Origin of the sequence: Rhodococcus sp. NPDC058532 (genome assembly GCF_042719255.1) — a bacterium.
In the GTDB taxonomy this organism is placed as follows: Bacteria; Actinomycetota; Actinomycetes; order Mycobacteriales; family Mycobacteriaceae; genus Rhodococcus_G.
In genome coordinates, this window is the sequence record NZ_JBHXNU010000006.1 from 122285 (window position 1) to 145012 (window position 22728).

The 22728-nt window shown below is 69.1% G+C and carries 17 protein-coding genes and 1 pseudogene; 9 read left to right on the plus strand and 9 right to left on the minus strand.

Going from position 1 to position 22728, the window contains the following annotated elements; translation table 11 throughout:
* Window positions 1-4: 4 nt before the first annotated feature.
* Window positions 5-1612 carry an FAD-binding protein gene (locus tag ACFWQG_RS09735; protein ID WP_378507404.1) on the minus strand — a complete coding sequence of 536 codons (1608 nt, stop codon included), beginning with the start codon at window positions 1610-1612 and terminating at the stop codon, window positions 5-7.
* Between the two features lie 137 nt (window positions 1613-1749).
* On the opposite strand from ACFWQG_RS09735, the gene kstD reads away from it, so the two are divergent.
* From kstD to ACFWQG_RS09750, 3 genes are all read left to right on the plus strand, one after another.
* On the plus strand, window positions 1750-3450 hold the full coding sequence (kstD, locus tag ACFWQG_RS09740) for a 3-oxosteroid 1-dehydrogenase (RefSeq protein WP_378507405.1): 1701 nt from the start codon (window positions 1750-1752) through the stop codon (window positions 3448-3450).
* An 85-nt stretch (window positions 3451-3535) separates the two neighbouring features.
* On the plus strand, window positions 3536-4396 hold the full coding sequence (locus tag ACFWQG_RS09745) for a MaoC/PaaZ C-terminal domain-containing protein (protein WP_378507406.1): 861 nt from the start codon (window positions 3536-3538) through the stop codon (window positions 4394-4396).
* Window positions 4397-4470: 74 nt separating this feature from the next.
* The gene (locus ACFWQG_RS09750; RefSeq protein ID WP_378507407.1) at window positions 4471-6243 is read left to right on the plus strand and encodes a cholesterol oxidase substrate-binding domain-containing protein; all 1773 of its coding nucleotides are present in this window, start codon (window positions 4471-4473) and stop codon (window positions 6241-6243) included.
* Between the two features lie 55 nt (window positions 6244-6298).
* On the opposite strand, the gene ACFWQG_RS09755 is transcribed toward ACFWQG_RS09750, so the two are convergent.
* Both ACFWQG_RS09755 and ACFWQG_RS09760 read right to left on the minus strand, forming a co-directional pair.
* Entirely contained in the window at window positions 6299-7708 is a 1410-nt protein-coding gene (locus tag ACFWQG_RS09755) for an MFS transporter (protein ID WP_378507408.1), read from the minus strand.
* Window positions 7705-8541: a mycofactocin-coupled SDR family oxidoreductase gene (locus tag ACFWQG_RS09760; RefSeq protein ID WP_378507409.1), complete on the minus strand. Its 837-nt coding sequence runs from the start codon at window positions 8539-8541 to the stop codon at window positions 7705-7707. The genes ACFWQG_RS09755 and ACFWQG_RS09760 overlap by 4 nt, the downstream gene beginning before the upstream one ends.
* Window positions 8542-8735: 194 nt before the next feature.
* Between ACFWQG_RS09760 and ACFWQG_RS09765 the strand changes: the two are divergent.
* Window positions 8736-9632 (plus strand): annotated as a pseudogene (locus ACFWQG_RS09765) (bile acid:sodium symporter family protein); the annotation flags it as partial.
* Here ACFWQG_RS09765 and ACFWQG_RS09770 read toward each other — a convergent pair.
* From ACFWQG_RS09770 to ACFWQG_RS09795, 6 genes are all read right to left on the minus strand, one after another.
* Window positions 9617-9934 carry a DUF202 domain-containing protein gene (locus tag ACFWQG_RS09770; RefSeq protein WP_378507410.1) on the minus strand — a complete coding sequence of 106 codons (318 nt, stop codon included), beginning with the start codon at window positions 9932-9934 and terminating at the stop codon, window positions 9617-9619. The pseudogene ACFWQG_RS09765 and the gene ACFWQG_RS09770 overlap by 16 nt on opposite strands.
* Before the next feature lie 8 nt (window positions 9935-9942).
* Complete coding sequence (locus ACFWQG_RS09775; RefSeq protein WP_378507411.1) at window positions 9943-10359, minus strand: YidH family protein; 417 nt, start codon at window positions 10357-10359, stop codon at window positions 9943-9945.
* Entirely contained in the window at window positions 10346-11263 is a 918-nt protein-coding gene (locus ACFWQG_RS09780; RefSeq protein WP_378507412.1) for a TauD/TfdA dioxygenase family protein, read from the minus strand. Before ACFWQG_RS09780 ends, ACFWQG_RS09775 begins: the two co-directional genes overlap by 14 nt.
* A gap of 38 nt (window positions 11264-11301) precedes the next feature.
* Entirely contained in the window at window positions 11302-11904 is a 603-nt protein-coding gene (locus ACFWQG_RS09785; RefSeq protein WP_378507413.1) for a TetR/AcrR family transcriptional regulator, read from the minus strand.
* Between the two features lie 90 nt (window positions 11905-11994).
* Window positions 11995-12909: an ABC transporter permease gene (locus tag ACFWQG_RS09790; protein WP_378507414.1), complete on the minus strand. Its 915-nt coding sequence runs from the start codon at window positions 12907-12909 to the stop codon at window positions 11995-11997.
* Window positions 12902-14026: an ABC transporter permease gene (locus tag ACFWQG_RS09795; protein ID WP_378507415.1), complete on the minus strand. Its 1125-nt coding sequence runs from the start codon at window positions 14024-14026 to the stop codon at window positions 12902-12904. The genes ACFWQG_RS09790 and ACFWQG_RS09795 overlap by 8 nt, the downstream gene beginning before the upstream one ends.
* Window positions 14027-14234: 208 nt before the next feature.
* Here ACFWQG_RS09795 and ACFWQG_RS09800 point away from each other — a divergent pair, with 208 nt between their 5' ends.
* The 5 genes from ACFWQG_RS09800 to ACFWQG_RS09820 all read left to right on the plus strand — a co-directional run bounded on the left by ACFWQG_RS09800 (window position 14235) and on the right by ACFWQG_RS09820 (window position 22622).
* Entirely contained in the window at window positions 14235-15263 is a 1029-nt protein-coding gene (locus ACFWQG_RS09800; RefSeq protein WP_378507416.1) for an ABC transporter ATP-binding protein, read from the plus strand.
* Window positions 15263-16252: an ABC transporter ATP-binding protein gene (locus ACFWQG_RS09805; protein WP_378507417.1), complete on the plus strand. Its 990-nt coding sequence runs from the start codon at window positions 15263-15265 to the stop codon at window positions 16250-16252. The genes ACFWQG_RS09800 and ACFWQG_RS09805 overlap by 1 nt, the downstream gene beginning before the upstream one ends.
* A complete protein-coding gene (locus ACFWQG_RS09810; RefSeq protein WP_378507418.1) occupies window positions 16252-17862 on the plus strand; it encodes an ABC transporter substrate-binding protein in 1611 nt (536 codons plus the stop codon). Before ACFWQG_RS09805 ends, ACFWQG_RS09810 begins: the two co-directional genes overlap by 1 nt.
* Before the next feature lie 73 nt (window positions 17863-17935).
* Window positions 17936-20248, plus strand: coding sequence for an arylsulfatase (locus tag ACFWQG_RS09815; RefSeq protein ID WP_378507419.1), 2313 nt, complete (start codon window positions 17936-17938; stop codon window positions 20246-20248).
* A 31-nt stretch (window positions 20249-20279) separates the two neighbouring features.
* Window positions 20280-22622, plus strand: a complete 2343-nt coding sequence (locus ACFWQG_RS09820) for an arylsulfatase (RefSeq protein WP_378507420.1) — start codon at window positions 20280-20282, stop codon at window positions 22620-22622.
* Window positions 22623-22728 lie beyond the last annotated feature (106 nt).

The window sequence follows — 22728 nt, forward strand, 5'->3', positions numbered from 1 at the left end:
GCAATCAGGTGCCGGCGACCGTACCGGAACGGGGAACTCCGCGACGGGAAACGTGTGATGCGGCCCGGCGACCGGAGAACACGGCATCCGCCAGCGACAGCCCGCTGACGTAGGAGTTCGAGCAGATGCCGACCGCGGTCCGCCCCGCCGCGTACAGTCCGACGATCGGGTCGCCGTCCCGGTCGAGCACCTCGCCGCTGTCCTCGTCGACGACCAGTCCGCCGAGCGTGATCATTGGCAGCGGATTCGACAGGCTCTTCTTCAGGGACACGTCGTACATCGAGAACGGCGCGGCCAGGATCGGGCGGCGAAATTCGTCCGGCTTGCCCATCGGATCGGTCGCCCCGGCGACGATCGCCTCGTTGTGTGCGGCAACGGTGGCGGCGAGGCCAGCCGGATCGATGCCCACCTTCGCGGCGAGCTCGTCGAGCGTGCCCGCGGTGGTGCCGTCGATCCGCGTCATCGTCTCGGACTGCACCCGCTGGAACCAGGTGGTCCGGCTGCCCATCTGCGACCGCGCCTCGGTCACCAGGTCGGCGTCGGCTACCAGCCAGCCGTGCCCGTCCCCCTCGGCGATCATCGCGTGCCCCAGGGCCGCCCCATAGCGGGACTCGTCGACGATCCGGTTGCCCCGTCGATCGACCAGGATCGATCCGAGGAAGGCGGTCGGCGGCACGATGAACCGCCATGCCGAGACGTTCGAGAGCTTGTCGGTCGCGCCGCCGACCGACTCCCCGAGCGCGATGCCGCTGCCGTCGTCGCCGGAGGTACCGAGCGGCAGCCCGCCGAGGTAGCGCGGGGCGTGCTCGGCGACCATCGCCCGGTTCGCGAAGAAGCCACCCGCGCTGAGGATCACGCCGGACCGGGCCTCGATTCGGAAGGGCCGCGCGTACCGCTCCTCGATCCGCGCCATCTGCCGGTCCATCGCCTTGCGCAGCGGCGGAAAGTAGACGCCCGGCTTCGAGGACAGTGCCGCGAACCGCGCGTGCCTCGCCCGCACCCCGGCGGGCGCGTCCCGCAGGCTCAGGCACTCGACCCCGGTCACCGCGCCGGCGTCGTCGGTGACCAGCCGAACCGCCCTGGTCTGCGTTTCCAGCCGCATCCCCTTGGCCAGCGCGGACTCGACCAGCGGACGGTAGAGCATCTTCCCGGAGGTGCCCTTGCCCTTCGGGCGGTGCCCGCGCGGGGCGGGCGCCGCGGCGTCGCGGAAGCCGCCCGCCGCCTCACTCCCGGAGTAGTACAGGTAGTGCCGGTCGGTGGGATAGGACGTCTTGTATGGGCACAGCGATCCCTCGAACGGAACCCCGTTCGCCTGCAGCCAGTCCACCGTCGACGCGCTGTTCTCGCAGAATCGGCGCAGCGTCTCGGGCCGGACCGCATCCCCGACCTCGAGGCTCAGGTAGGCGAACATCGCGTCGACGGTGTCCGCCACGCCCGCCGCACGCTGCACCGAGGTGCCGCCGCCCGCGTAGACGATGCCTCCGGAGATGGTGCTTGCCCCGCCGCCGGCGAACCGGTCGAGGGCGACGACCTCCGCGCCCGCGTCGATGGCCTCGATGGCCGCCGACGCACCGGCGACCCCACATCCGACGACCACGACGTCGGTTGACATGTCCCAGGACACCGGGCATCCCCTTTTCCGCAACTGAACGTGTTGCCGTTCGTGACCAGGCCGTTCCGCGGTAGTCCGGAATAGTTCCTGGCAGAAAGCATGGACCTACCCCTACATCATTCTATAACGTGTTCTACATGAGCAAGCAGGAATACGACATCGTCGTCGTCGGCAGCGGCGCGGCGGGCATGACCGCGGCCCTGACCGCCGCACACCACGGCCTCAGCGCGGTCATCGTCGAGAAGGCCGCCCACTACGGCGGATCCACCGCCCGGTCCGGTGGTGGAGTCTGGATCCCCAACAACGAGGTGCTGCAGCGCGACGGCGTCACCGACACCGTCGAGGACGCGCGCAAGTACCTGCACAGCATCATCGGCGACGTCGTCGAGCCGGAGCGGATCGACACCTACATCGATCGCGGACCGGAGATGCTCTCGTTCGTCCTGCGCAACAGCGCCCTCGAACTGCAGTGGGTACCGGGCTATTCGGACTACTACCCGGAGGCCCCCGGCGGCCGCCTCGGCGGCCGGTCGGTCGAGCCCCAGGTGTTCGACGGCAACCGGCTCGGCGAGGACCGCAAGAACCTTGAGCCCGACTACGTCAAGGGCCCCAAGAACTTCGTCATCACCCAGGCCGACTACAAGTGGCTCAACCTGCTGATGCGCAACCGCCGCGGCCCGATGCGCGCGATGAAGGTCGGCATGCGCTTCCTCAAGGCCAAGGCGACCGGCAAGGATCTGCTGGTGCGTGGGCAGGCGCTGGTCGCGGGCCTGCGCCTCGGCCTGCGCGACGCCGGGGTGCCGATCCTGCTGAACACCCCGCTGACCGAGCTCTACACCGAGGGCGACGCGGTGCGGGGCGTCAAGGTGCTGATCGACGGTACCGAGCAGGTCATCCACGCCAGGCACGGTGTCGTCCTCGGCTCCGGCGGCTTCGAGCACAACGACGAGATGCGCAAGAAGTACCAGCGCGCCCCGATCGGAACGGAATGGACGGTCGGCGCCAAGGCGAACACCGGTGACGGCATCATCGCAGGCCAAAAGCTGGGCGCGGCGGTCGATTTCATGGACGACGCCTGGTGGGGTCCGTCCATCCCGCTGACCGGTGGCCCGTGGTTCGCGCTGTCCGAGCGCACCCTGCCCGGCTGCATGATGGTCAACACCGCAGGCAAGCGGTTCGGCAACGAGGCTGCCCCGTACGTCGAGGCCGTGCACACCATGTACGGCGGCACCTACGGTCAGGGCGAGGGCCCCGGCGAGAACATCCCGACCTGGATGATCCTCGACCAGCGCTACCGCAACCGCTACACCTTCGCGGGCATCACCCCGCGCACCCCGTTCCCCGGCCGCTGGCTCAAGGCCGGAATCGTGGTCAAGGCCAACACGATCGCCGAGCTCGCCGAGAAGGCGGGCCTGCCGGTCGACGCGCTGACCGCCGAGGTGGAGCGCTTCAACGGGTTCGCGCGCAACGGCAAGGACGAGGACTTCGGGCGCGGCGACAGCGGCTACGACCACTACTACGGTGACCCCCGGCTGCCGAACCCGAGCCTCGCCGAGATCGGCAAGGCGCCGTTCTACGCGATCAAGATGGTCCCCGGTGACCTCGGCACCAAGGGCGGCATCTGCACCGACATCGACGGCCGCGCCCTGCGCGAGGACGGCAGCTGGATCGAGGGCCTGTACGCCGCGGGCAACGCCAGCTCGCCGGTCATGGGCCACACCTACGCGGGCCCCGGCGCCACCATCGGCCCCGCGATGACCTTCGGGTACCTCGCGGTTCTCGATGCGGCCAAGCGCGCGAAGGACGCCGCCTCGGCGGGCGACGTCGTCGCTAACTAGATCTCCCCCGTGCGCCGTGCGCCCGGTCCGCTGCGCGGGCCGGACGCACGGCGCACCGCTACCCACGACAGAACAGGATCCATTCGTGCCCATCGACCCCTCGATCGCGATCGGCGCCGAACTTCCGGCCCAGGACTTCACCTGGACCGCCTCGGACGTCCAGCTCTACCACCTCGGTGTCGGTGCGGGCGTGCGTCCGCTCGACGCCGCCGAACTGCGCTACCTCGACGACGCCGCCCCGCAGGTGCTGCCGACCTTCGCCACCGTCGTCGCGAACATCCACGCCACCGAGGCCCCGAAGGTCTCCTTCCCCGGCGTCGAGATCGACCTCGCCAAGGTCGTGCACGGCAGCCAGGAAGTCACCGTGCACCAGCCGATCCCGGCATCCGGCAAGGGCCGCACCACGACCCGGATCGCCGAGGTCTGGGACAAGGGCAAGGCCGCGGTGATCGTGCAGGAATCGGTCACCACCGATCCCGACGGCAACCCGCTGTGGACCGCCCGGTCGTCCATCTTCGCCCGCGGCGAGGGTGGATTCGGCGGTGAGCGCGGACCGTCCGAGGCGGTCGCCCTTCCGGATCGCGCGCCGGACCACGAGGTCGAGATCGCCACCCTGCCGCAGCAGGCGCTGCTGTACCGGATGTGCGGGGACCGTAACCCGCTGCACTCGGATCCCGACTTCGCCACCGGTGCAGGGTTCCCCGCCCCGATCCTGCACGGGCTGTGCACCTACGGCATCGTCTGCAAGGCCGCGGTGGACACCGCGCTGGCCGCCGACGCGTCGAGGGTGAAGGGCTACAAGGCCCGGTTCGCCGGTGTGGTCTACCCCGGGGAGACCCTGCTGGTGCGAATCTGGGCGGAACGGGACCGGCTGCTGATCTCGGCTTCCGTTCCGGCGCGCGAGAATTCGCCCGCTTTGGCAGACGTGGTTCTTACGCTCGCCTAAACTTCCGGGTCGGCGCTGTCGGGACGCGCGCCCTCGCTCGGTCTCACCCCCCTCGTTACGACTGGAGTACTTGCATGCCGAAATCGGACAACGCCACCGGGTTCTCCCGGCGCGGCTTCCTCACCGCGGGCGCGGGTGCCCTCGCGGTCACCGCGATGGGCGGGTGGACCCCGGTCTACGCCCTCCCCCTCGACACCGGATCGCTCGGCTCCGGGTCCGGGTCCGCTGGCGGCGCAACGCTGCCCGCGCCGCCGGACTTCCCGACCGACATCGAACTCGCCCAGCAGGCGTACCAGAACTGGTCCAAGGAGATCATGCTGGACGCCACCTGGACCGCGTTCCCCCGCAACGCCGGTGACGTTGTCCGACTGACCAACTGGGCGCACAAGAACGGCTACACCATCCGTCCCCGCGGGGCGATGCACGGCTGGACCCCGCTCACCGTGGAGAACGGTGCCAACGTCGACAAGGTGATCCTCGCCGACACCACCACGCACCTGGCGAGCATCGCGGTCAACGCGGGCAGCCCGGCCACCGTCACCGCGGGACCGGGCGCCACCCTCGGCGCCATCACCAGCGCGCTGCAGGACAAGGGGCTCGGCTGGGCGAACCTGCCCGCGCCGGGTGTGCTGACCATCGCGGGCTGCCTCGCGGTGGATGCGCACGGCGCCGCCCTGCCCGCGGACGGGCAGAGCGCGATGAAGGGTCACACCTACGGGTCGCTGTCGAACCTCGTCACCGAACTGACCGCGGTGGTGTGGAACGGCACCGAGTACGCGGAACGCACGTTCTCCCGCAGCGATCCCAAGATCAAGCCGCTGCTGGCCGGACTCGGGCGCACCTTCATCACGTCGGTGACGATGCAGGCCGGGCCGAACTTCCGGATGCGCTGCCGGAGCATCACCGACATCGGGTGGGAGGAAATGTTCGGCGCCAAGGGCGCGGACGGTCGCACCTTCGAGAGTTTCGTCAAGTCCGACGGCGGCGTCGAGGCCATCTGGTACCCGTTCACCGACAAGCCGTGGCTGAAGGTGTGGACGGTGGCCCCGGACAAGCCCGCCGGGTCCCGCGAGGTCACCGGACCCTACAACTACCCGTTCTCCGACAACCTGCCCGAACCGATCACCGACATGATCGGTCAGATGAACGCGGGCGTGCCGGGCATCGCGCCGCTCTTCGGCCCCGCGATGTACGGGGTCACCGTCGCGGGACTGGCCGCCACCAACTCGACCGACATCTGGGGCTGGTCGAAGGACGTCCAGTTCTACATCAAGGCGACCACGCTGCGGCTGACCGAGGGCGGCGGCGCCGTCATCACCAGCCGGGCGAACATCGGTCAGGTGATCCACGACTTCACGCACTGGTTCAACGAGCGGATCGAGTACTACCGCGGCAAGGGCGAATTCCCGCTCAACGGCCCGGTCGAGATTCGCTGCTGCGGTCTCGACGAGGCCGCGGACGTGCTCGTCGACTCGGCAGGCGCGCCGACGATCTCCGCGATGCGGCCGCGCCCGGACCGCCCCGAATGGGACACCGCGATCTGGCTGAACGTGCTCGGCGTGCCCGGCACCCCCGGCATGTTCGCGTTCTACCGCGAGATGGAGCAGTGGATGCGCTCGCACTACACGGGCGCCGACTACACCTTCCGTCCCGAGTGGTCGAAGGGCTGGGCGTTCGGCCCGGACAAGCCGTACACCGACGGCGGCATCATCAGCGGCGCGCTGCCGAAGAGCTACCGCGACGGCCTTCCCGCATCCGACAACTGGGACACCGCCGTGCAGGTGTTCAACGAGTTCGACCCGCACAAGGTGTACAGCAATTCGTTCATGGACCAGCTGCTGCCCTGATCCACGCTCCCCGGGCGAAGGCCCGGTGCCGCTGCGGCACCGGGCCTTCGGCCGGTCAGCGTCCCCGCAGCGGAAGCAGCGCGACGAGGACCGCCGCCACCGACACCGCGGCACCGATCCAGTACATGGCGGTGAAGGCCCCCAGCGTCGGTACCGTCACCCCCGAGACGGTGAGGGTGGACGCGGCGAGTACCGCCGCTCCGACCGCGGCCGCCGACGAGGTGCCGAGGGATCGGAGCAGCCCGTTGACGGCGTTCGCGGTCGCGGTCTGGTCCACCGGGACCGCGTCGGTGATCAACACCGGCATCGCCGCCAGCGTCAACGCCACCCCGCCGGAGATCATGGCGGCGCTAACGGTCACGTTCGCGACCGACGGCCCGAGCACCGCCCGCAGGAGGTAGCCCGCCGCGATGACGATCGCCCCGACGACCAGGGTGACTCGGGCGCCGCGGCGCCTCGTCATCCGCGCCGACAGCGGGGCCAGCACCACCATCAGCAGCCCGCCCGGCATCATCGCCAGCCCGGCCGCCGCCTCGGACAGCCCGGGGCCATAACCGGATTCGACGGGGGCCTGCAATTCCTGCGTCGCCGTGTACGCGCTGAGGAACATCGCGAAACCAAGCAGGACCGCACACACATTGGAGATGAGTACCGGAGGCAGCAACGAGGTCCGCAGGTCGACCAGCGGGTCCGGGATGCGCAGTTCGAGCCATACCCACACCGTCAGGGTCAGCGCGCCGCCCACCACGCATCCCACCGTGACCGGGGCACCCCAGCCCCACTGCCCGCCCTTCGAGATGGCGAGCAGCAGGGCCGTCAGCCCGGTGGTCAGCAGCACCGCGCCGGCGATGTCGAATCGCCCCCTCGCCCGGACCGTCGACTCGGGGACGGTGAGCGGCAACAGGATCGCCAGCAGCACACCGACACCGCCGGAGACCCAGAACAGCGCCTGCCAGCCGAGGTGCGCGTAGATGACACCGGCCATCGGCATGCCGATCATGCCGCCGATCCCGAGGGTGCCGCTCATCAGCGCGACCGCACCGCCGAGGCGGGCGGGCTCGAGCACATCGCGCAACAGACCGATCCCGACCGGCAGCAGCGCGATCGCGAATCCCTGCATCACCCGACCGGCCACCACCATCGGAAAGCTCTGCCCGAGCGCCGCGACCACCGACCCGCCGACCATCACGACCAGGCACAGCAGCATCATCTTCCGCTTGCCGGTCAGGTCGGCGAGCCTGCCGATCAGGGGTGTGGCCACCGCCCCGGTCAGCAGCGTCGCGGTCACCAACCAGGATGTCGTGGTGTGCGACACGTCCAGCGCCGTGCTGAACGCAGGGAGGATCGGCACCACCAGCGTCTGCTGGAGCGCGACGACCACGCCGGTCAGGCTCAGCACCGCGACGATCAGGCGTTGGCGCGCCGCACCGGTCGAGACGTCGGGCGCCGCGACGCCGACCGTCACCCGGTCACGCGCGCGGCGTTGCCTGCGTCGATGGGCAGCACGGTGCCGCTGATGTGGGCGCTGGCCTCCGCCGCGAAGAACAGGACCGCGCGGGTGATCTCGGTCGGGTCGAGCCACGGCACCGGCTGCGCGTGCAGCGACTCGAACACCGGGGCGACGTCGTCGCGGGTCGGGGACTCGAGGTCGGGGCGCATCATCGAGTACAGGGCGGCGTTGTGAATCATCGGCGTCGAGATGTTGCCAGGGGAGATCGCGTTGACGGTGATGCCGTCCTGGGCGAGGTCGAGCGCCGAACTCTTGGTCAGGCCGATCACACCCCACTTCGATGCGGAGTACGCCGCCATGTTGGTGTTGCCTGCGCGGCCGAGCATCGACGAGATCGTCACGATCCGGCCATACCCGCGGGAGATCATGCCCGGCGCCACCGCGCCGATGGTGTTGAAGACACCGGTCAGGTTGCTGGCGATCGCCTCGTTCCACTGCGCCGAGGTCATCGACTGGACCGGTGCGGCCACCGAAACGCCCGCATTCGCGACCGCGATGTCGACGCTGCCGAACTCGGCCTCGGCGCGCGCGACGAGGGCGTCCATCGCGGCCCGATCCGCGGTGTCGGCCTTGACCGCGATGCAACGCCGGCCGGCGGCCTCGACCAGGCGCGCGGTCTCGGCGAGGTCCGCCTCGGTGGCGAGCGGGTAGAAGACCACGTCGCTGTCCTCGCAGCGGTCGCAAATCACCACGTCGGCACCCTGCTCGGCGAACGCGACCGCGTGCGCGCGGCCCTGCCCCCTGGCGCCGCCCGTGATCAGTGCGACCTTGCCGTCGAACTCGCCCATGTCGTTGTCCTCCTCGTAGTCGGGTGCACGTCATCACTACCGCGCGGGCCGCGTTCGGCGCATGGCAATCCCGACCACCGGTACCCCGGCGGGCGGGCCACCGTCCACCATGCCCCGAATTGTCCTGTTCCTCCACGGATGGGGACCGGCGGTCGATATCGTGAGCACCCGCCCGCCGCCGACCTCGATGGGGCTCCATGGATTCCGCGCTCGCCACGACCGCCCTTCCGATCGCGCTGGCGATCATCATGTTCGGGCTCGGCCTGTCGCTCACGGTCGCCGACTTCGCCCGCGTCGCCCGGCATCCGCGGGCGGTCGCGATCGCGCTGGTCTGCCAGCTGCTGGTGCTCCCGGCGATCGCGTTCGGGCTGGTACTCGCGTTCGGCCTGTCCCCGCTTCTCGCGGTCGGCATGATGTTGCTCGCCGCGTCACCGGGCGGGACGACGGCGAACCTGTTCTCGCACCTGTTCCGCGGCGACGTCGCGCTCAACGTCACGCTCACCGCGGTCAACTCCGTGATCGCGGTGGTCACGCTGCCGCTCGTCACCAACCTCGCGATCGGCTACTTCGAGCCGTCCGAGGGCGGCGAACTGGGGCTGCAGTTCGCCAAGGTGGTGCAGATCTTCGCGATCGTGCTGGTGCCGGTCGCGCTCGGCGTGTGGGTGCGCCGGATCCGTCCCGTGTTCGCGGACCGGATGGATCGTCCGGTGCGGATCGGGTCGGCCGTGGTGTTGGCGCTGGTCATCGTCGGCACCGTCGCCGCCGAACGGGAGAACGTCGGCGGCTACCTCGCGGACGTCGGGCTGGTCGTGTTGATCTTCTGCCTGGCGAGCCTGGCCATCGGGTACCTCGTCCCGCGGGCGCTGCGCGTCTCCGATCGGCAGTCCATTGCCTGCGCCATGGAGATCGGGATCCACAACAGCACCCTGGCGATCACGATCGCCATCAGCCTCCTCGACAGCACCCGCATCGCGGTCCCGGCGGCGGTGTACGGCGTGGTCATGTTCCCGGTCGCGGCGCTGGTCGGGTGGGTGATCACCCGAAGGCGCAACGACGCACAACAGCACGCGGTGTCTCACGCTGTTCCGTAGCCGATCGTGACCGCGCCCGCGCCTGCCGCGACGAGCACGATCACGAGCAGGAGGACGTTTCCCCCCAACTCCGCCCGTACGCGCCCCCTCGCGAACTCGCCACACACCCGCCGGTGTCGCCGGGGTGCGGAGGCAAGCAGCGCCCCCGCACCCACCAGCATCGCGACGCCGACCGCCGCCGTCGCACCGCCCGCCGCGGGCACACATCGGAGATAGATCGCGCCCAGTGCGGCGAGAGCGGACGCCGACCGTACCCAGGACAGCGTCGTCCGTTCCGGCTGCAGACCGGGGTCAACGCGCACGCCGACGTTCACCCGATCGTCAGGACCGCGAGCAGTGCCAGCGCGACCCCGCCCACCAGCACAGCCACCAGCGCACCCAGGGACGGGACCGGCAGGCTCCGCCCCATCCGCATCGCGCGCTCGACACCGAGCCAGCGAACGAACGCGAAGCCGGCGATCACGGCTGCTCCCGCAAGCATGCCCAACACGAGCACCAGTTGCACCGCAGGCCGGACGATCTCGGCGCCAAACGCCTCGAATCCCACCGCGCCGGCGATCAACCCCATCGCCGTCCGCATCCAGGCAAGGAAGGTGCGCTCGTTGGCGAGGGTGAACCGCGGATCCGGATCGTCGCCGTCCCGTAGTGCGCGCGGTCGCCACCGCCCGCTGCCCGCGGGTCCGGTACCCGCTACCCGCTCCGTGTCCAGGAGGTCAGCGCGGGACATCGCCGAGAATCGCCACCCGCTCCATCACCCTCCGGTGCGGGAAGTAGTCGCTGGCCGCGTAGTGCTGGGTGGCCCGGTTATCCCAGAAGGCAATGGAATTCGGTTGCCAGCGGAACCGGCACTGAAAGTCCGGGACCTTGGCCTGATCGAAGAGGTGCCGCAGCAGCGCTTCCCCTTCCTTCGGGTCGAGGTCGGGGATGTGGGTGGTGAACAGGCTGTTCACGAACAGCGTCTTGCGGCCGGTCTCCGGGTGGGTCCGCACCATCGGGTGCCGCACCGGCGGGTACAGCTCCTGCATCTGGGCCTGCTTCTCCGGGGACATCGAGCGACCGAACGAGGGCATGAAGTCGTGCACGGCCTCGAGGCCGTCGATCCGAGCCTTGACCTCGTCGGACAGGCAGTCGTAGGCGTTACCCATGTCCACCCAGAGCGTGTCGCCACCTGCCGGGGGCACGTCGATGGCACGGAGCACGGATCCGAGCGGTGGACGCTGCTGCCACGTCACGTCGACGTGCCAGATGTTCTCGGTGCCCGGACTGTCCTCGCCGCGCTCGAACCGGACCACCGAGGGCACCTCGCCCTGCGGGAGCAGCGGGTGTACCTCCAATTCACCCCAGTTCCGGGCGAAGTCGCGATGCTGCACACTGCTGATGTCCTGATCGCGGAAGAAGATCACCTTCCACTCGAGCAGTGCCCGGCGCAGGTCGTCGATCACCTCCGCACTCGGGTCCCGCAGATCCACCCCATGGATCTCCGCCCCGATGAACGGCGTCACCGGCCGAACCTCGAATCGCTCGTACGGCATCGATTCGACACCGTCCGCGTTCAACCGCATTCCGCGTGGACCGAACTCGATGGAGTGCCCACCGATCTCCACCGTCCGCGACGTGGTCAGAGTTGACAAGTTTCCTCCGTAGATGTTGGGCGCCGGGCGTCGCCGACTCAATCCGTGTCCGAACAGGGAGCGCCCAGCGCCCCCACTGACATGTCGATCACGTGGTGCACGGTGTCCTCGAAACTCGTGTGCACCACGATGTTTCCGCTCGCATGGCGTTGCTCGAAGGTCGCGAGCGCGGAGACCGCCATGTTGAGCATCAGGTCCACCCGAGCCACCGCCACCCGGCGCGGCAGGTGGCCGAGGACGCCCATCAGGCGTCGGGAGACCTCCCTGCTGCCCGCGGAGATGCCGGCCATGTCGGGTTCGTCGAAGTCGATGGCCGGCGACACCCGAACCAGGAACTGGGCATAGTAGGAATCGACACCGCGTTCGGCGATGTAGTCCGCAAGGGGAACCACCACCGCCTCGACGAGGGCGCGCACGTCCTTGCCCCGGCCCTCGGCGTCGATAGTGGCGATGAACTGCTCGCGAGCGGCGTTGACGGTCGCCATCCGGCGGCGGAACACCTCAAAGATGAGCCCGTCCCGGCCACCGAAGTGATATTGCACGGCCGAGTTGTTCTTCTGCCCGGCCGCCGAGGCGATATCCCGCATGGATACCCCGTCCAGACCGCGTTCGGCGAACATGCGTTCGGCGACCTCGATCATGACATCCTTGGCACTAACTTGGTTCGACACCATTGTTACACCCCGCTAAATCAGTGTCTTAACAGATCGTTCAGAGCGTAGCTCCTCGGGCTAGAGCTTGCTCGCGGTCGGATCCCACAACTTTCGCGCGGTTTCCCCGATCCGGTTGAGCGAGAACACCGTCAGGAAGAGCGCGGCACCGGGGACCAGCACCAGGTACGGGTTGTCCTGGAACTCGCTCTGGCCTGCGGCGATCATGTTTCCCCACGTCGGCTCGGGACGGGGAATGCTCAACCCGAGGTAGCTGAGCGAGGCCTCCGCGACGATCAGCACCGCGACCACCATGAAGCTGTACGAAAGCACCGGCAGGACCAGGTTCGGTGCGATCTCCCGGACCATGATCCTGCGGTTACTCGCCCCGAGAGATCGGGCCGCGGTGACGAACTCGCGAGAACGCAGGCTCATGGTGTTGGCCCGCACCAGCCGGATGTAGGTGGGCACCACCATGATGCCGAGCGCGATCGCGACGTTGCGGACGTTGGGCTCGAGGATCGTCACCAGGGCCATCAGCAGGATCAGCGGCGGGAACGCCAGCATCGTGTCGCTGAGCACCGAGACCAGGGTGTCCGTGCGGCCGCGATAGTAGCCGGCGACGATCCCGATCGCCCCGCCGACCAACACCCCGCAGATCACTCCGCCGAGGCCAACGATCAGCGAGACCCGGGCCCCGTAGATCAGCCCGCCGAGCAGGTCGAGACCCTGCTTGTCGGTGCCGAGCGGGTTGGCGGACAACAGGTTCGGCGGCTGCATCGACGGGGTGAGCAGGGTCTTCGATGGGTCGCGGGACTCGCTGAGCGGAAGCCAGTCCGCGACCACGGCGGCCAGGGCGACCACGGCAAGCCAGGCCAGGGCCAAGGCGGTGCCCAGGTCGAGCCTGCGCGTCACGCGCGGCGTGGGTTTGCTCTCGACTGCGGGGGTGGCGGGGCGGGCGGTCCGGACGGATTCGGGGGTCAGGGTGTCAGGCACGGCGGATCCTCGGGTCGATGGCGGCGTATGCGATGTCCACGAGCGCATTGATCAGCACGTAGACGATGGCGATGACGAGCACGCCACCCTGGACGACGGGAAAGTTCTTGAGCTGAACGGCTTCGACGATCATCGTCCCCATGCCGGGGAGGTTGAACATGGTCTCGACCACGACGGTGCCGCCGATCAGCCGCCCGAGGCTGACGCCGGCGATGGTGATCAGGGAGACGGTCGACGGGCGCAACGCCTCCTTGACCAGGACGTGCCCGGCTGGCATGCCCTTAGCCTTGGCCGAGAGCACGAAATCCTGCTGCAGCGTGGAGATCATGTCGGTGCGCAGCACCCGGGTGAAGATCGCGATCTCGGTCAACGCCAGGGTCAGCGCGGGCAGGAAGACCGTCCGCAGGTTCTCCCCAAGGCCAGCCGGGTCGGTCAGCCGGGAGAAGCCCTGCCGCGGGAACTCGGGCAGCAGGTACCCGATCACGCACAACACCGCGGCGACACCCATGCCTGCCAGCAACGACCGCCCCCAGCGGGCGCCGAGCGCGCCGCCAACACCGCGCCGGAGAATCGGCCCGAGCGCAACGGCCGCACCGATCAGGACACCGATACCGATGATGATCTGTTGGGCGAGTGAGTGGTTGAAGACGAACAGGTAGATCAGCAGCAGACCGGCGAGGAAGCTGGGGGTCGAGATCAACGCGAAGGACGCGGCCGAGGACACCCTGTCGAAGGTCCGGCCCGCACGATAGGCGGACCAGATCCCGACCGGCACGGCGATCGCGAGCGACAGCACGATCGCCACCAGCGCCAGTTCCAGGGTCACCGGCAGCTTGGACATGATGATGTCGGTGACGTCCTGACGCGGCGGCAGCAGCGAGGTGCCAAGGTCACCGGTGAGCGCCGACCCCGCCCAGCCGAAGAACCGCTCCGCAACCGGCGCGTCGAGGGCAAGTTCGGCCCGCACGGCCTCGTACTGCTCGGCCGTGCCGTTGGGTCCCACGACCGCGGCAGCGGGGTCACCCGGGGTGAACTCGAGGATCAGGAAGGTCAGTGTGGAGACCAGCGCCACCACGACCGCGACATGGGCGAGTTTGCCCAGCGTGTAGCGAAGCAAGGGTAGGGACCCCTTCCGGGAGAAGTCGACGCGACGACGCGTCAATGCAGTGCATTAAACAGAGTGGGAGTTTCCTTGACAACCCCCCAATTGTTCGGTGACACTCACCACATCGTCCGATTAAGAGTGATTCTTATCTCCGATATCGAGGCGCCGCACCCGGCCGTCCCACCGAGTGAAATCCGTCAGTAGCAACGAGGAGAACTCGATGTCCGACCCCACACCGTTGCTGTCCGTGACCAAGCTGCGCACCACCCTCGCCACCCCCGGCGGTCCCCTGACCGCCGTCGCGGACGTCGACCTGACCCTCGATCGCGGTCAGAGCCTCGGCATCGTCGGCGAGTCCGGTTCGGGCAAGTCGATGCTGGTGCGGTCGATCATGGGCATCGCGCCATCCGCGGCCACGGTGCACCCGGACAGCCGGATCCTCTTCGACGGCAAGGACGTCACCCGCCTCGACCGCAAGCAGGCCCGGCACTTCTGGGGCACCGAGATCGCGATGATCTTCCAGGACCCGCTGACCTCGCTGAACCCAGTGCGCACCATCGGCAGCCAGATCACCGACCCACTGCGATTCCACCTCGGCCTCGGCCGGAAGCAAGCCCGGGCCCGGGCGCTCGAACTGTTGGATCTGGTCCGCATCCCCTCCGCGGCCAGCCGGCTCGACGAGTACCCCCACCAGCTGTCCGGCGGCATGCGCCAGCGCATCGGGATCGCGATCGCGCTGGCCTGCGATCCCACCCTGCTGATCGCCGACGAGCCGACGACAGCGCTGGACGTCACCGTGCAGTACGAGATCCTCGAACTGCTGCAGTCCATCCAGATGGAGCGACAGATGGCGATGATCCTGGTCAGCCACGACCTCGGTGTCGTCTCTCGGTACACCGACCGGATCGGGGTGATGTACGCCGGCCGACTGATCGAGACCGCCGCGACGACCGGTCTGCGCGGACAGGCCCGGCACCCCTACACCGAGGCGCTGCTCGCGTCGATACCCCGCACCGATCTGCCCCCGCATACCCGACTGCAGGCCATCGACGGGCGGCCCCCGGACCTGCTGCACCTCGAGCCGGGGTGCCGGTTCGCGCCGCGTTGCGGATATGTCCGGGACCGCTGCCGCACCGAGGAGCCCCTGCTGCACCTCGACGACCGGCGTGAGCATCCCGCCGCGTGCCACTTCCCCCTCGGCCCATCCCACCCCGACTCGTCCACCACCGAACTGATCGGAGCGCACTGATGGCAGGCACCGGCACCGCGCACCTGCGCGAGGACGCCATGGTCACGCTCGACCGAGTGGTCGTCGAGTACCCCACCGCGAAGGGCACCGTGCGGGCCGTCTCCGGCATCAGCCTCGACCTCGTGCGCGGCGAGACCCTCGGCCTGGTCGGCGAATCCGGTTGCGGCAAGTCCAGCCTCGGGCGCGGCGTGCTGCAGCTGCCCGCGCCGACGTCGGGTTCGGTCCGACTGCGGGACATCGATCTCTGCACGCTGAGCGGGGACGCGCTCAAGGAGCAGCGCCGGCACGTGCAGATGGTGTTCCAGGACCCGATCTCCTCGCTGAACCCCAGGCGCAGGGTCGGCGACATCGTGGCCGAGGGCCTGCGGATCCAACGACCCGAGATGTCCAAGGAGGAGGTCACCACGGTCGTCGACGGCGTCCTCGAGGCCGTCGGCCTTGACCCCGCCAGGGCCCGCACCCGGCGTGCGTCGGAGTTCTCCGGAGGACAGTGCCAGCGCATCGCCATCGCCCGCGCCCTGGTGCTCGAGCCGGAGTTGCTCGTGTGCGACGAGCCGGTCTCCGCCCTCGATGTCTCGGTGCAGGCACAGATCCTCAACCTGCTCGAGGATATGAAGGACCGCTATGGCCTGACCATGTTGTTCATCTCCCACGACCTCGGGGTGGTACGCAACATCAGCGACCGGGTCGCGGTGATGTACCTCGGCAAACTGTGCGAGATCGCGCCGACGCTCGACCTCTACGACCGGCCCGCCCACCCCTACACCCAGCTGTTGCTGTCGTCGATCCCGACTCTCGACGACGAGGCGGTGACGCCCGTCCGCAAGGTCGACGCGGAGCTGCCCTCCCCCCTCGATCCCCCCTCGGGTTGCCGATTCCGCACCCGTTGCCCCTTGGCCACCGACCAGTGCGCCGCTGTCGAACCGGAACTGCGCGAGGTGCAGCCCGGGCACTACGCCGCCTGCCACCACCCCCTGTTGGAGAACTGATGAAGTCGATCACCAAGACCACCACCGCGGCCGTTGCCGCGGCCCTGCTGCTGGCCGGGTGCGGCTCGGGCGGCGGCTCGACCACCGCCTCCGGCACCGGCGGCGACGCCACCCCCGTCGACAACGGTCAGCGGTGCACCGCCGAACGGGTCGGCGGCACCATCTCGATGGGCGAGTACTTCATGCTCCCCAGCTTCGCGCCCGGCCAGGGCGGCTTCGGGGCGCGCGGCGGCGGCCAGTCCGCCGCGGTCTTCGACCGGCTGATGCGCTGGGATCCGGCCACCAACGACTACACCCCGAAGATGGCCGAGTCGATGACCGCCGACGAGACCAGCACGGTGTGGACCCTCAAGCTGCGGCCGAACGTCAAGTTCAGCAACGGCGACCCAGTCACCGCCGAGGCCGTGAAGTTCAGCGTCGAACTGCATAAGGACCCCGCCCTGCGCTCGAGCGCACTGCAGGACGTCCAGTCGATCACCGGCATCGAGGTCGTCGACCCCACCACCGTGAAGTTCACCCTGGACGGTCCGTGGACCACCTTCCCCTACGTCCTCGCCGGCCCCGCCGGTGAGGTGGTCAATCCCGCCGTCTACCAGTCGATGCCTGCGGACCAGTACGCACTGAACCCGGTCGGCGCAGGCGCAGGCGCCTACACCGTCAAGCGCAACGCCCCCGGCGAGGAGCTGCTGCTTGAGCCGAACCCCAACTACTACGGCGGCCCGGTCTGCGCGGCCCTGCGGTTCGTGATGGTGCCCGGCGCCCAGGCCACCTACGACGCGCTCACCACCGGCGAGCTGCAGGCCGCGTTCCTGCGCGAGGCGCCGATCATCGCGAAGGCCAAGCAGGACGGCACCAAGGGCTACTCGGAACTGGCCAACTCCGGCAAGATCCTCGTCCTCAACAACGGCAACGGCGGATACACCGGCATCACCACCGACGTCCGCGTGCGCAGGGCCATCGCAGCGGCGATCGACCCGGCACTGGTCGACCAGCGCATCAATGGCGGCACCGGGGATCCCGGCTCTGCGCTGCTCAGCGAGAAGTCGACCCTGTTCGACGGCACCGCAGGCCCCCAGTACGACCCGGAGCAGGCCAAGAAGCTGGTGGCCGAGGTCAAGGCCGAGAAGGGTTGGGACGGAGGCCTGAAGATGCTGATGGCGTCCACCCCGGAGGGCACCGAGCAGGGCATCGTCCTTAAGGCGCTGCTCGACGCGGTCGGCTTCGACGTCACGATCAGCAACGTCCCCGTCGCCCAGGTCACCGCCCAGACCTTCCAGGGCGACTTCGAGGTGGGTACCGGCGGAATGGTGCTGCGGGATTCACAGCCGTACGCGGCACTGGCGAATTTCCTGGGTACCGGCGGCTCGACCAACATGACCGGCTTCGGCAATCCCGAGCTCGACGCGACGGTGGCCAAGCTCAAGGCTGCCACCAGCCTCGACGAGCAGAAGCAGATCATGGGCGAGGTCCAGACGATCCTCAACGAGCACCAGCCGATCGTCAGCTACGGCGCGGTCGAGGAGTTCGTGGCTGTCAGCCCGACCGTCAAGGGCGTCGTCCCGACCCTGAACGCGGTCATGTTCTTCGACGGCGCCTACCTCGAGAAGTAGCACACGCCTTCATCATTCCTCCCGGGGCGGGCGTATCCAATGCGCCCGCCCCGACCCGTACAGAGAGCACCCCATGACCGCAGAGAACACCGAGTTTCCTGGCCGGATCACGACCAGCCTGTCGACATCACAGCCGTGGTGGCCGCCGCGGACGCAGGCGCCTACCGACGCGCCGAACGTCGTCGTCATGATCGTCGACGACATGGGCTATTCCGACATCGCCCCGTTCGGGTCGGAGATCCCCACCCCGCACCTCGACGCCGTCGCCGACGAGGGCATCCGAATGTCGGACTTTCACGTCACCTCGATGTGTTCGCCAACCCGGGCCGCGCTGCTGACCGGATGCAACGCGCATGCCGTCGGCGTCGGCGCCGTCTGCAACACCGATCCCGGGTTCCCCGGCTACGCGGGCGAGCTGCCCGCCGACCAGCCGACCCTCGCGGAAATGCTGCGGGGCAACGGGTACAGCACCCTGATGGTCGGCAAATGGCACCTGTGCAAGGAGAGCGACCTCAACGCGGCAGGGGACCGTCACTCCTGGCCCCTGCAACGCGGATTCGACCAGTTCTACGGATTCCTGGAGGCGCAGACCAACTTCCACCACCCACACCAGCTGTACGAGGGCAACAACCCGCTGCACGTCGACGAGTACCCCGCTGGCTACTACCTCACCGACGACCTGACCCGACGCGCCACCGAAATGATCTGCGACAGTGTGGCATCCGATCCGGACAAGCCGTTCCTGCTGTACTACGCGCACGGCGCGGTGCACACCCCGCTGCACGCCAAGGACTCGTACATCGAGTCCTTCCGCGGGGCGTACGAGGAGGGCTGGGACGCCATCCGGCATCGCCGGTTCACCCGTCAGCAGGAGTTGGGCTTGATTCCCCGGTCGGCCGACCTGGCGCCCCTGGACGACCCCACCGGACCCGACGTGCCCGCCTGGGCGGACCTCGGCCCGGACGGCCAGCGACTGGCCGCCCGGTACATGGAGGTCTACGCCGCGATGGTCACCTCCATCGACGAGAGCGTCGGCCGGATCCGTGAGGTCCTTGGCCGCCTCGGCCAGCTGGACAACACGGTCTTCGTGTTCCTCAGCGACAACGGCGCGGCAGGCGACGGCGGCACCGACATCGGGGTGTTCAATCACCTCGGCAACCTGGACCGCTCCGCCAAGCGCACGGTCGCCGAGCGGCTGCCCGTCGAGCTGGCCCGGATCGACGAGATCGGCGGGCCCACCTCCTGGCCCGCCATCCCGGTTGGCTGGGCCACCACCTCGAACACCCCCTTCCGCAGGCACAAGTTCAGCACCTTCCGCGGCGGGCACCAGGTGCCGTTCCTGATCTCCTGGCCGCGCGGCCTGGACGGGGTGGGCGGCGAGATCCGGCACCAGTACGCGCACGTGACCGACGTGGTGCCGACCCTGATGGACCTGATCGGACTTCCGGTCACCGTCGAACGGCACGGCCGCCGCGGCCGCGACCTCGACGGGGTGAGTCTGGTTCCGACACTACGCTCGGCCGACCATCCGTCCGACCACCACGAGCAGTACTACGAGTCCTTCGGCGAGCGCGCTTACCTGCGCGAAGGCTGGGAGGCAGTCTCGGTCCGCACCCCGCTGACCCCGTTCCGGGACGACCGCTGGGAGCTGTTCGATCTGTCCGACGACCGCACCCAGTGCCGAGACCTGGCCGCCGAGCACCCGGAGCGGGTGGCGGAGCTGGTACGGGCATGGGAGGAGGCCGCCGGGGAGAACCAGGTGCTGCCGATGGCGGACGGCACCCCGCTGCACTGGTTCCAGCGTCCGCCGCACGAGCAGCGGTTCACCCGGCCGGTGACCCTGCTGCCCTGCACACCCACCCTCGAACGGTTCCGGTCCGGCCACCTGATCGACGGCCGCTCGTTCGAGATCGTGGTGGACCTCAACGCGTTCACCCTGGCCGACAGCGGGGTCCTCGTCTCACATGGCGGACAGGAGGGCGGCTACGTCCTGTACGTCGAGGACGGGTACCTGCACTTCGTGGAGAACGCGTTCAGCCGGATGATCGAGGCGCCGCCGGTGCCGTTGCCGCGGCGGTGCAGCCGCATCACCGTCGCGGTCACCGCACCGGGCAAGGCCCGCTGGTCGGTGCAGATCCGCATCGACGACGAGGTGGTGTCGCGGTCCGACGAGTTCATTCAGCTGTCTTGGCTGGTGCCCTACAACGGGATCAACGTCGGCGTGGCCCGCCGCTCCCCGGTGTCCTGGGAGCTGGCCAGCAAGTACGGCACCTTCCGCTACAGCGGGCGGATCACGGGCGTCACCTACGTTCCCGGCACGCTGGCCCCGGACGCCTTCCCGATGATGATCGAGCATTTCCGCGAACTGGGCATGGCCACCCAGTGACACACTCGCACACTCTCTTTCGGAGGACCTCATGAACCGCCACTCGATTCCCGTTGTCGGACAACGGCACCAGCCCGCGGCCGCCGTCGACTACCGCGACCAGGAGGAGCCGTTCGTCCGGCCGCAGCCGGTGCGGCCGCCCGCGGGTGCGCCCAACGTCCTGCTGGTGATGCTCGACGACGTCGGGTTCGGCGCCGCGTCGGCGTTCGGCGGTCCGTGCCGCACCCCGACCGCCGACCGGCTGGCCGCCGACGGGGTCAAGTACACCCGCTTCCACACCACGGCACTGTGCTCGCCGACCCGCGCGGCGACCCTGACCGGACGCAACCATCACAGCGTCGGATTCGGCGTCATCGCCGAACAGGCGACGGCCGCACCGGGTTACAACGGAACGCGACCCGACTCGGCGGCGACGGTGGCCCGGATCCTGCAGGGCAACGGTTACGCGACGGGCGCGTTCGGCAAGATGCACCAGACGCCCACCTGGGAGATCAGCGAGGCCGGTCCGTTCGACCGGTGGCCCACCCGTGAGGGATTCGACCGCTTCTACGGCTTCCTCGGCGCCGAGTCGGACCAGTTCTCCCCGGTCCTGTACCGGGACTTCACCATCGTCGATCCCCCCGCCACGCCCGCCGAGGGCTACCACATGTCGGAGGATCTCACGGACCGCGCCATGGAGTGGATCGAGTCGGTGTCCGCGATGGACCCGGACAAGCCGTGGTTCTGCTACCTGCCGTTCGGCGCCTGCCACGCACCGCTGCAGGTACCCGATCGCTACCTCGACAAGTACCGGGGCGAGTTCGACCACGGCTGGGACCGGCAGCGGGAGATCACCCTGGAACGGCAGAAACGGCTCGGTGTGGTCCCGCCGGAGACCGAACTCGCGCCGTGGGCGCCCGACCTGCCGCACTGGGACGAACTGGACGAGGACCAGAAGACCGTCTCGGCCCGGCTGATGGAGCTGTACGCCGCCTTCCTCGAGCACACCGACGACCAGGTCGGCAGGCTCGTCGACCGGTTGCAGCAGCTCGGCATGCTCGACGACACGCTGGTGCTGTACATGCTCGGCGACAACGGCGCCTCCGCGGAGGGCGGCATGGAGGGCTCGTTCAACTACCTCGCCGGACTCAACGGGTACAAGCAGACCACCGCCGAGGTGCTTGAGCGGTTCGACGAGCTGGGCACCCCGACCAGCTACCCGCACTACCCGGCATCCTGGGCGATGGCCCTCGACACCCCGTACCAATGGACCAAGCAGGCGGCCTCGCACTACGGCGGCACCCGCAACGGTCTAATCGCGCACTGGCCCAAGGGCATCACCGACACCGGCGGGCTGCGACACCAGTGGCATCACTGCGTGGACATCACCCCGACCATCCTCGCGGCGGTCGGGGTCCCCGCCCCGGACACGGTCGACGGCGTGCCGCAGCAGCCGATGGAGGGGGTCGCGATGAACTACACGTTCACCGACGCCGCCGCCCCGGACCGGCACACCACCCAGTACTTCGAAATCTACGGCAACCGCGGCATCTACGACCACGGCTGGACGGCGGTGACGCTGCACCGCGCGCCGTGGCTGATGGCGACGCGCGGGCTGACCCTGCCCGCCTTCGAGGAGGACCGGTGGGAGTTGTACGACACCACCGTCGACTGGTCGCAGGCCCGGGACCTGGCGGCCGAGCACCCGGAGAAACTTGAGGAGCTCAAGGAGAAGTTCCTCGTCGAGGCCGCGCGGTACCAGGTGCTCCCCCTCGACGACCGCACCGTGACGAGAAACGCGGCGCCGCGGGACCGTCCGCCGCATCCGCTGCGCGGTCGGACGAGCATCACGCTGTACCCGCACATGAACGGTCTGGTCGAGAAGGCCGCGCCGCCGATGTTCAACCGCTCCTACGTGATCACCGCCGCGCTCACGACCGGCGGCCGACCATGCGAGGGCGTGCTGGCCAGTCTCGGCGGACGTTTCGGCGGGCTGGCACTGTATGTCGCCGACTCGAAGCCGGTGTTCTGCTACAACTTCAGCGGCGGTGGCATGACCTTCGTCCGTCCGGATGTGGAACTGACCGGCGGCACCCGCGAGGTGCGTCTCGAATTTGTCTACGACGGCGGCGGAATCGGCAGGGGCGGCACGGCGATTCTGTCGGTGGACGGTGTCGAGGTGGGTCGGGAGCGGATCGCGGAAACCACCCGCGCGATCTTCAGCATGAACGAGCAGCTCGACATCGGCGTCAACCGCGGCAGCCCGGTGTGCGCCGACATCGTCGGCCGGTTCGTGTTCACCGGGCGACTCGACCACGTCCGCGTTGACCTGCCCGGCGAGGAGCGCCCCGAAACCGTGGAGGCGCGTCGCCGGATCGCGCTGGCGACGCACTGACGATGGCGGGTCGAGCCGTATCTGCGGCCGCACCGGGTACCTGCCCGGCGAACTCGTGCCGCGGTCGGCTCCGCCGCCCCGTGAGTCCTTTCGGCCCGCAGGGGGG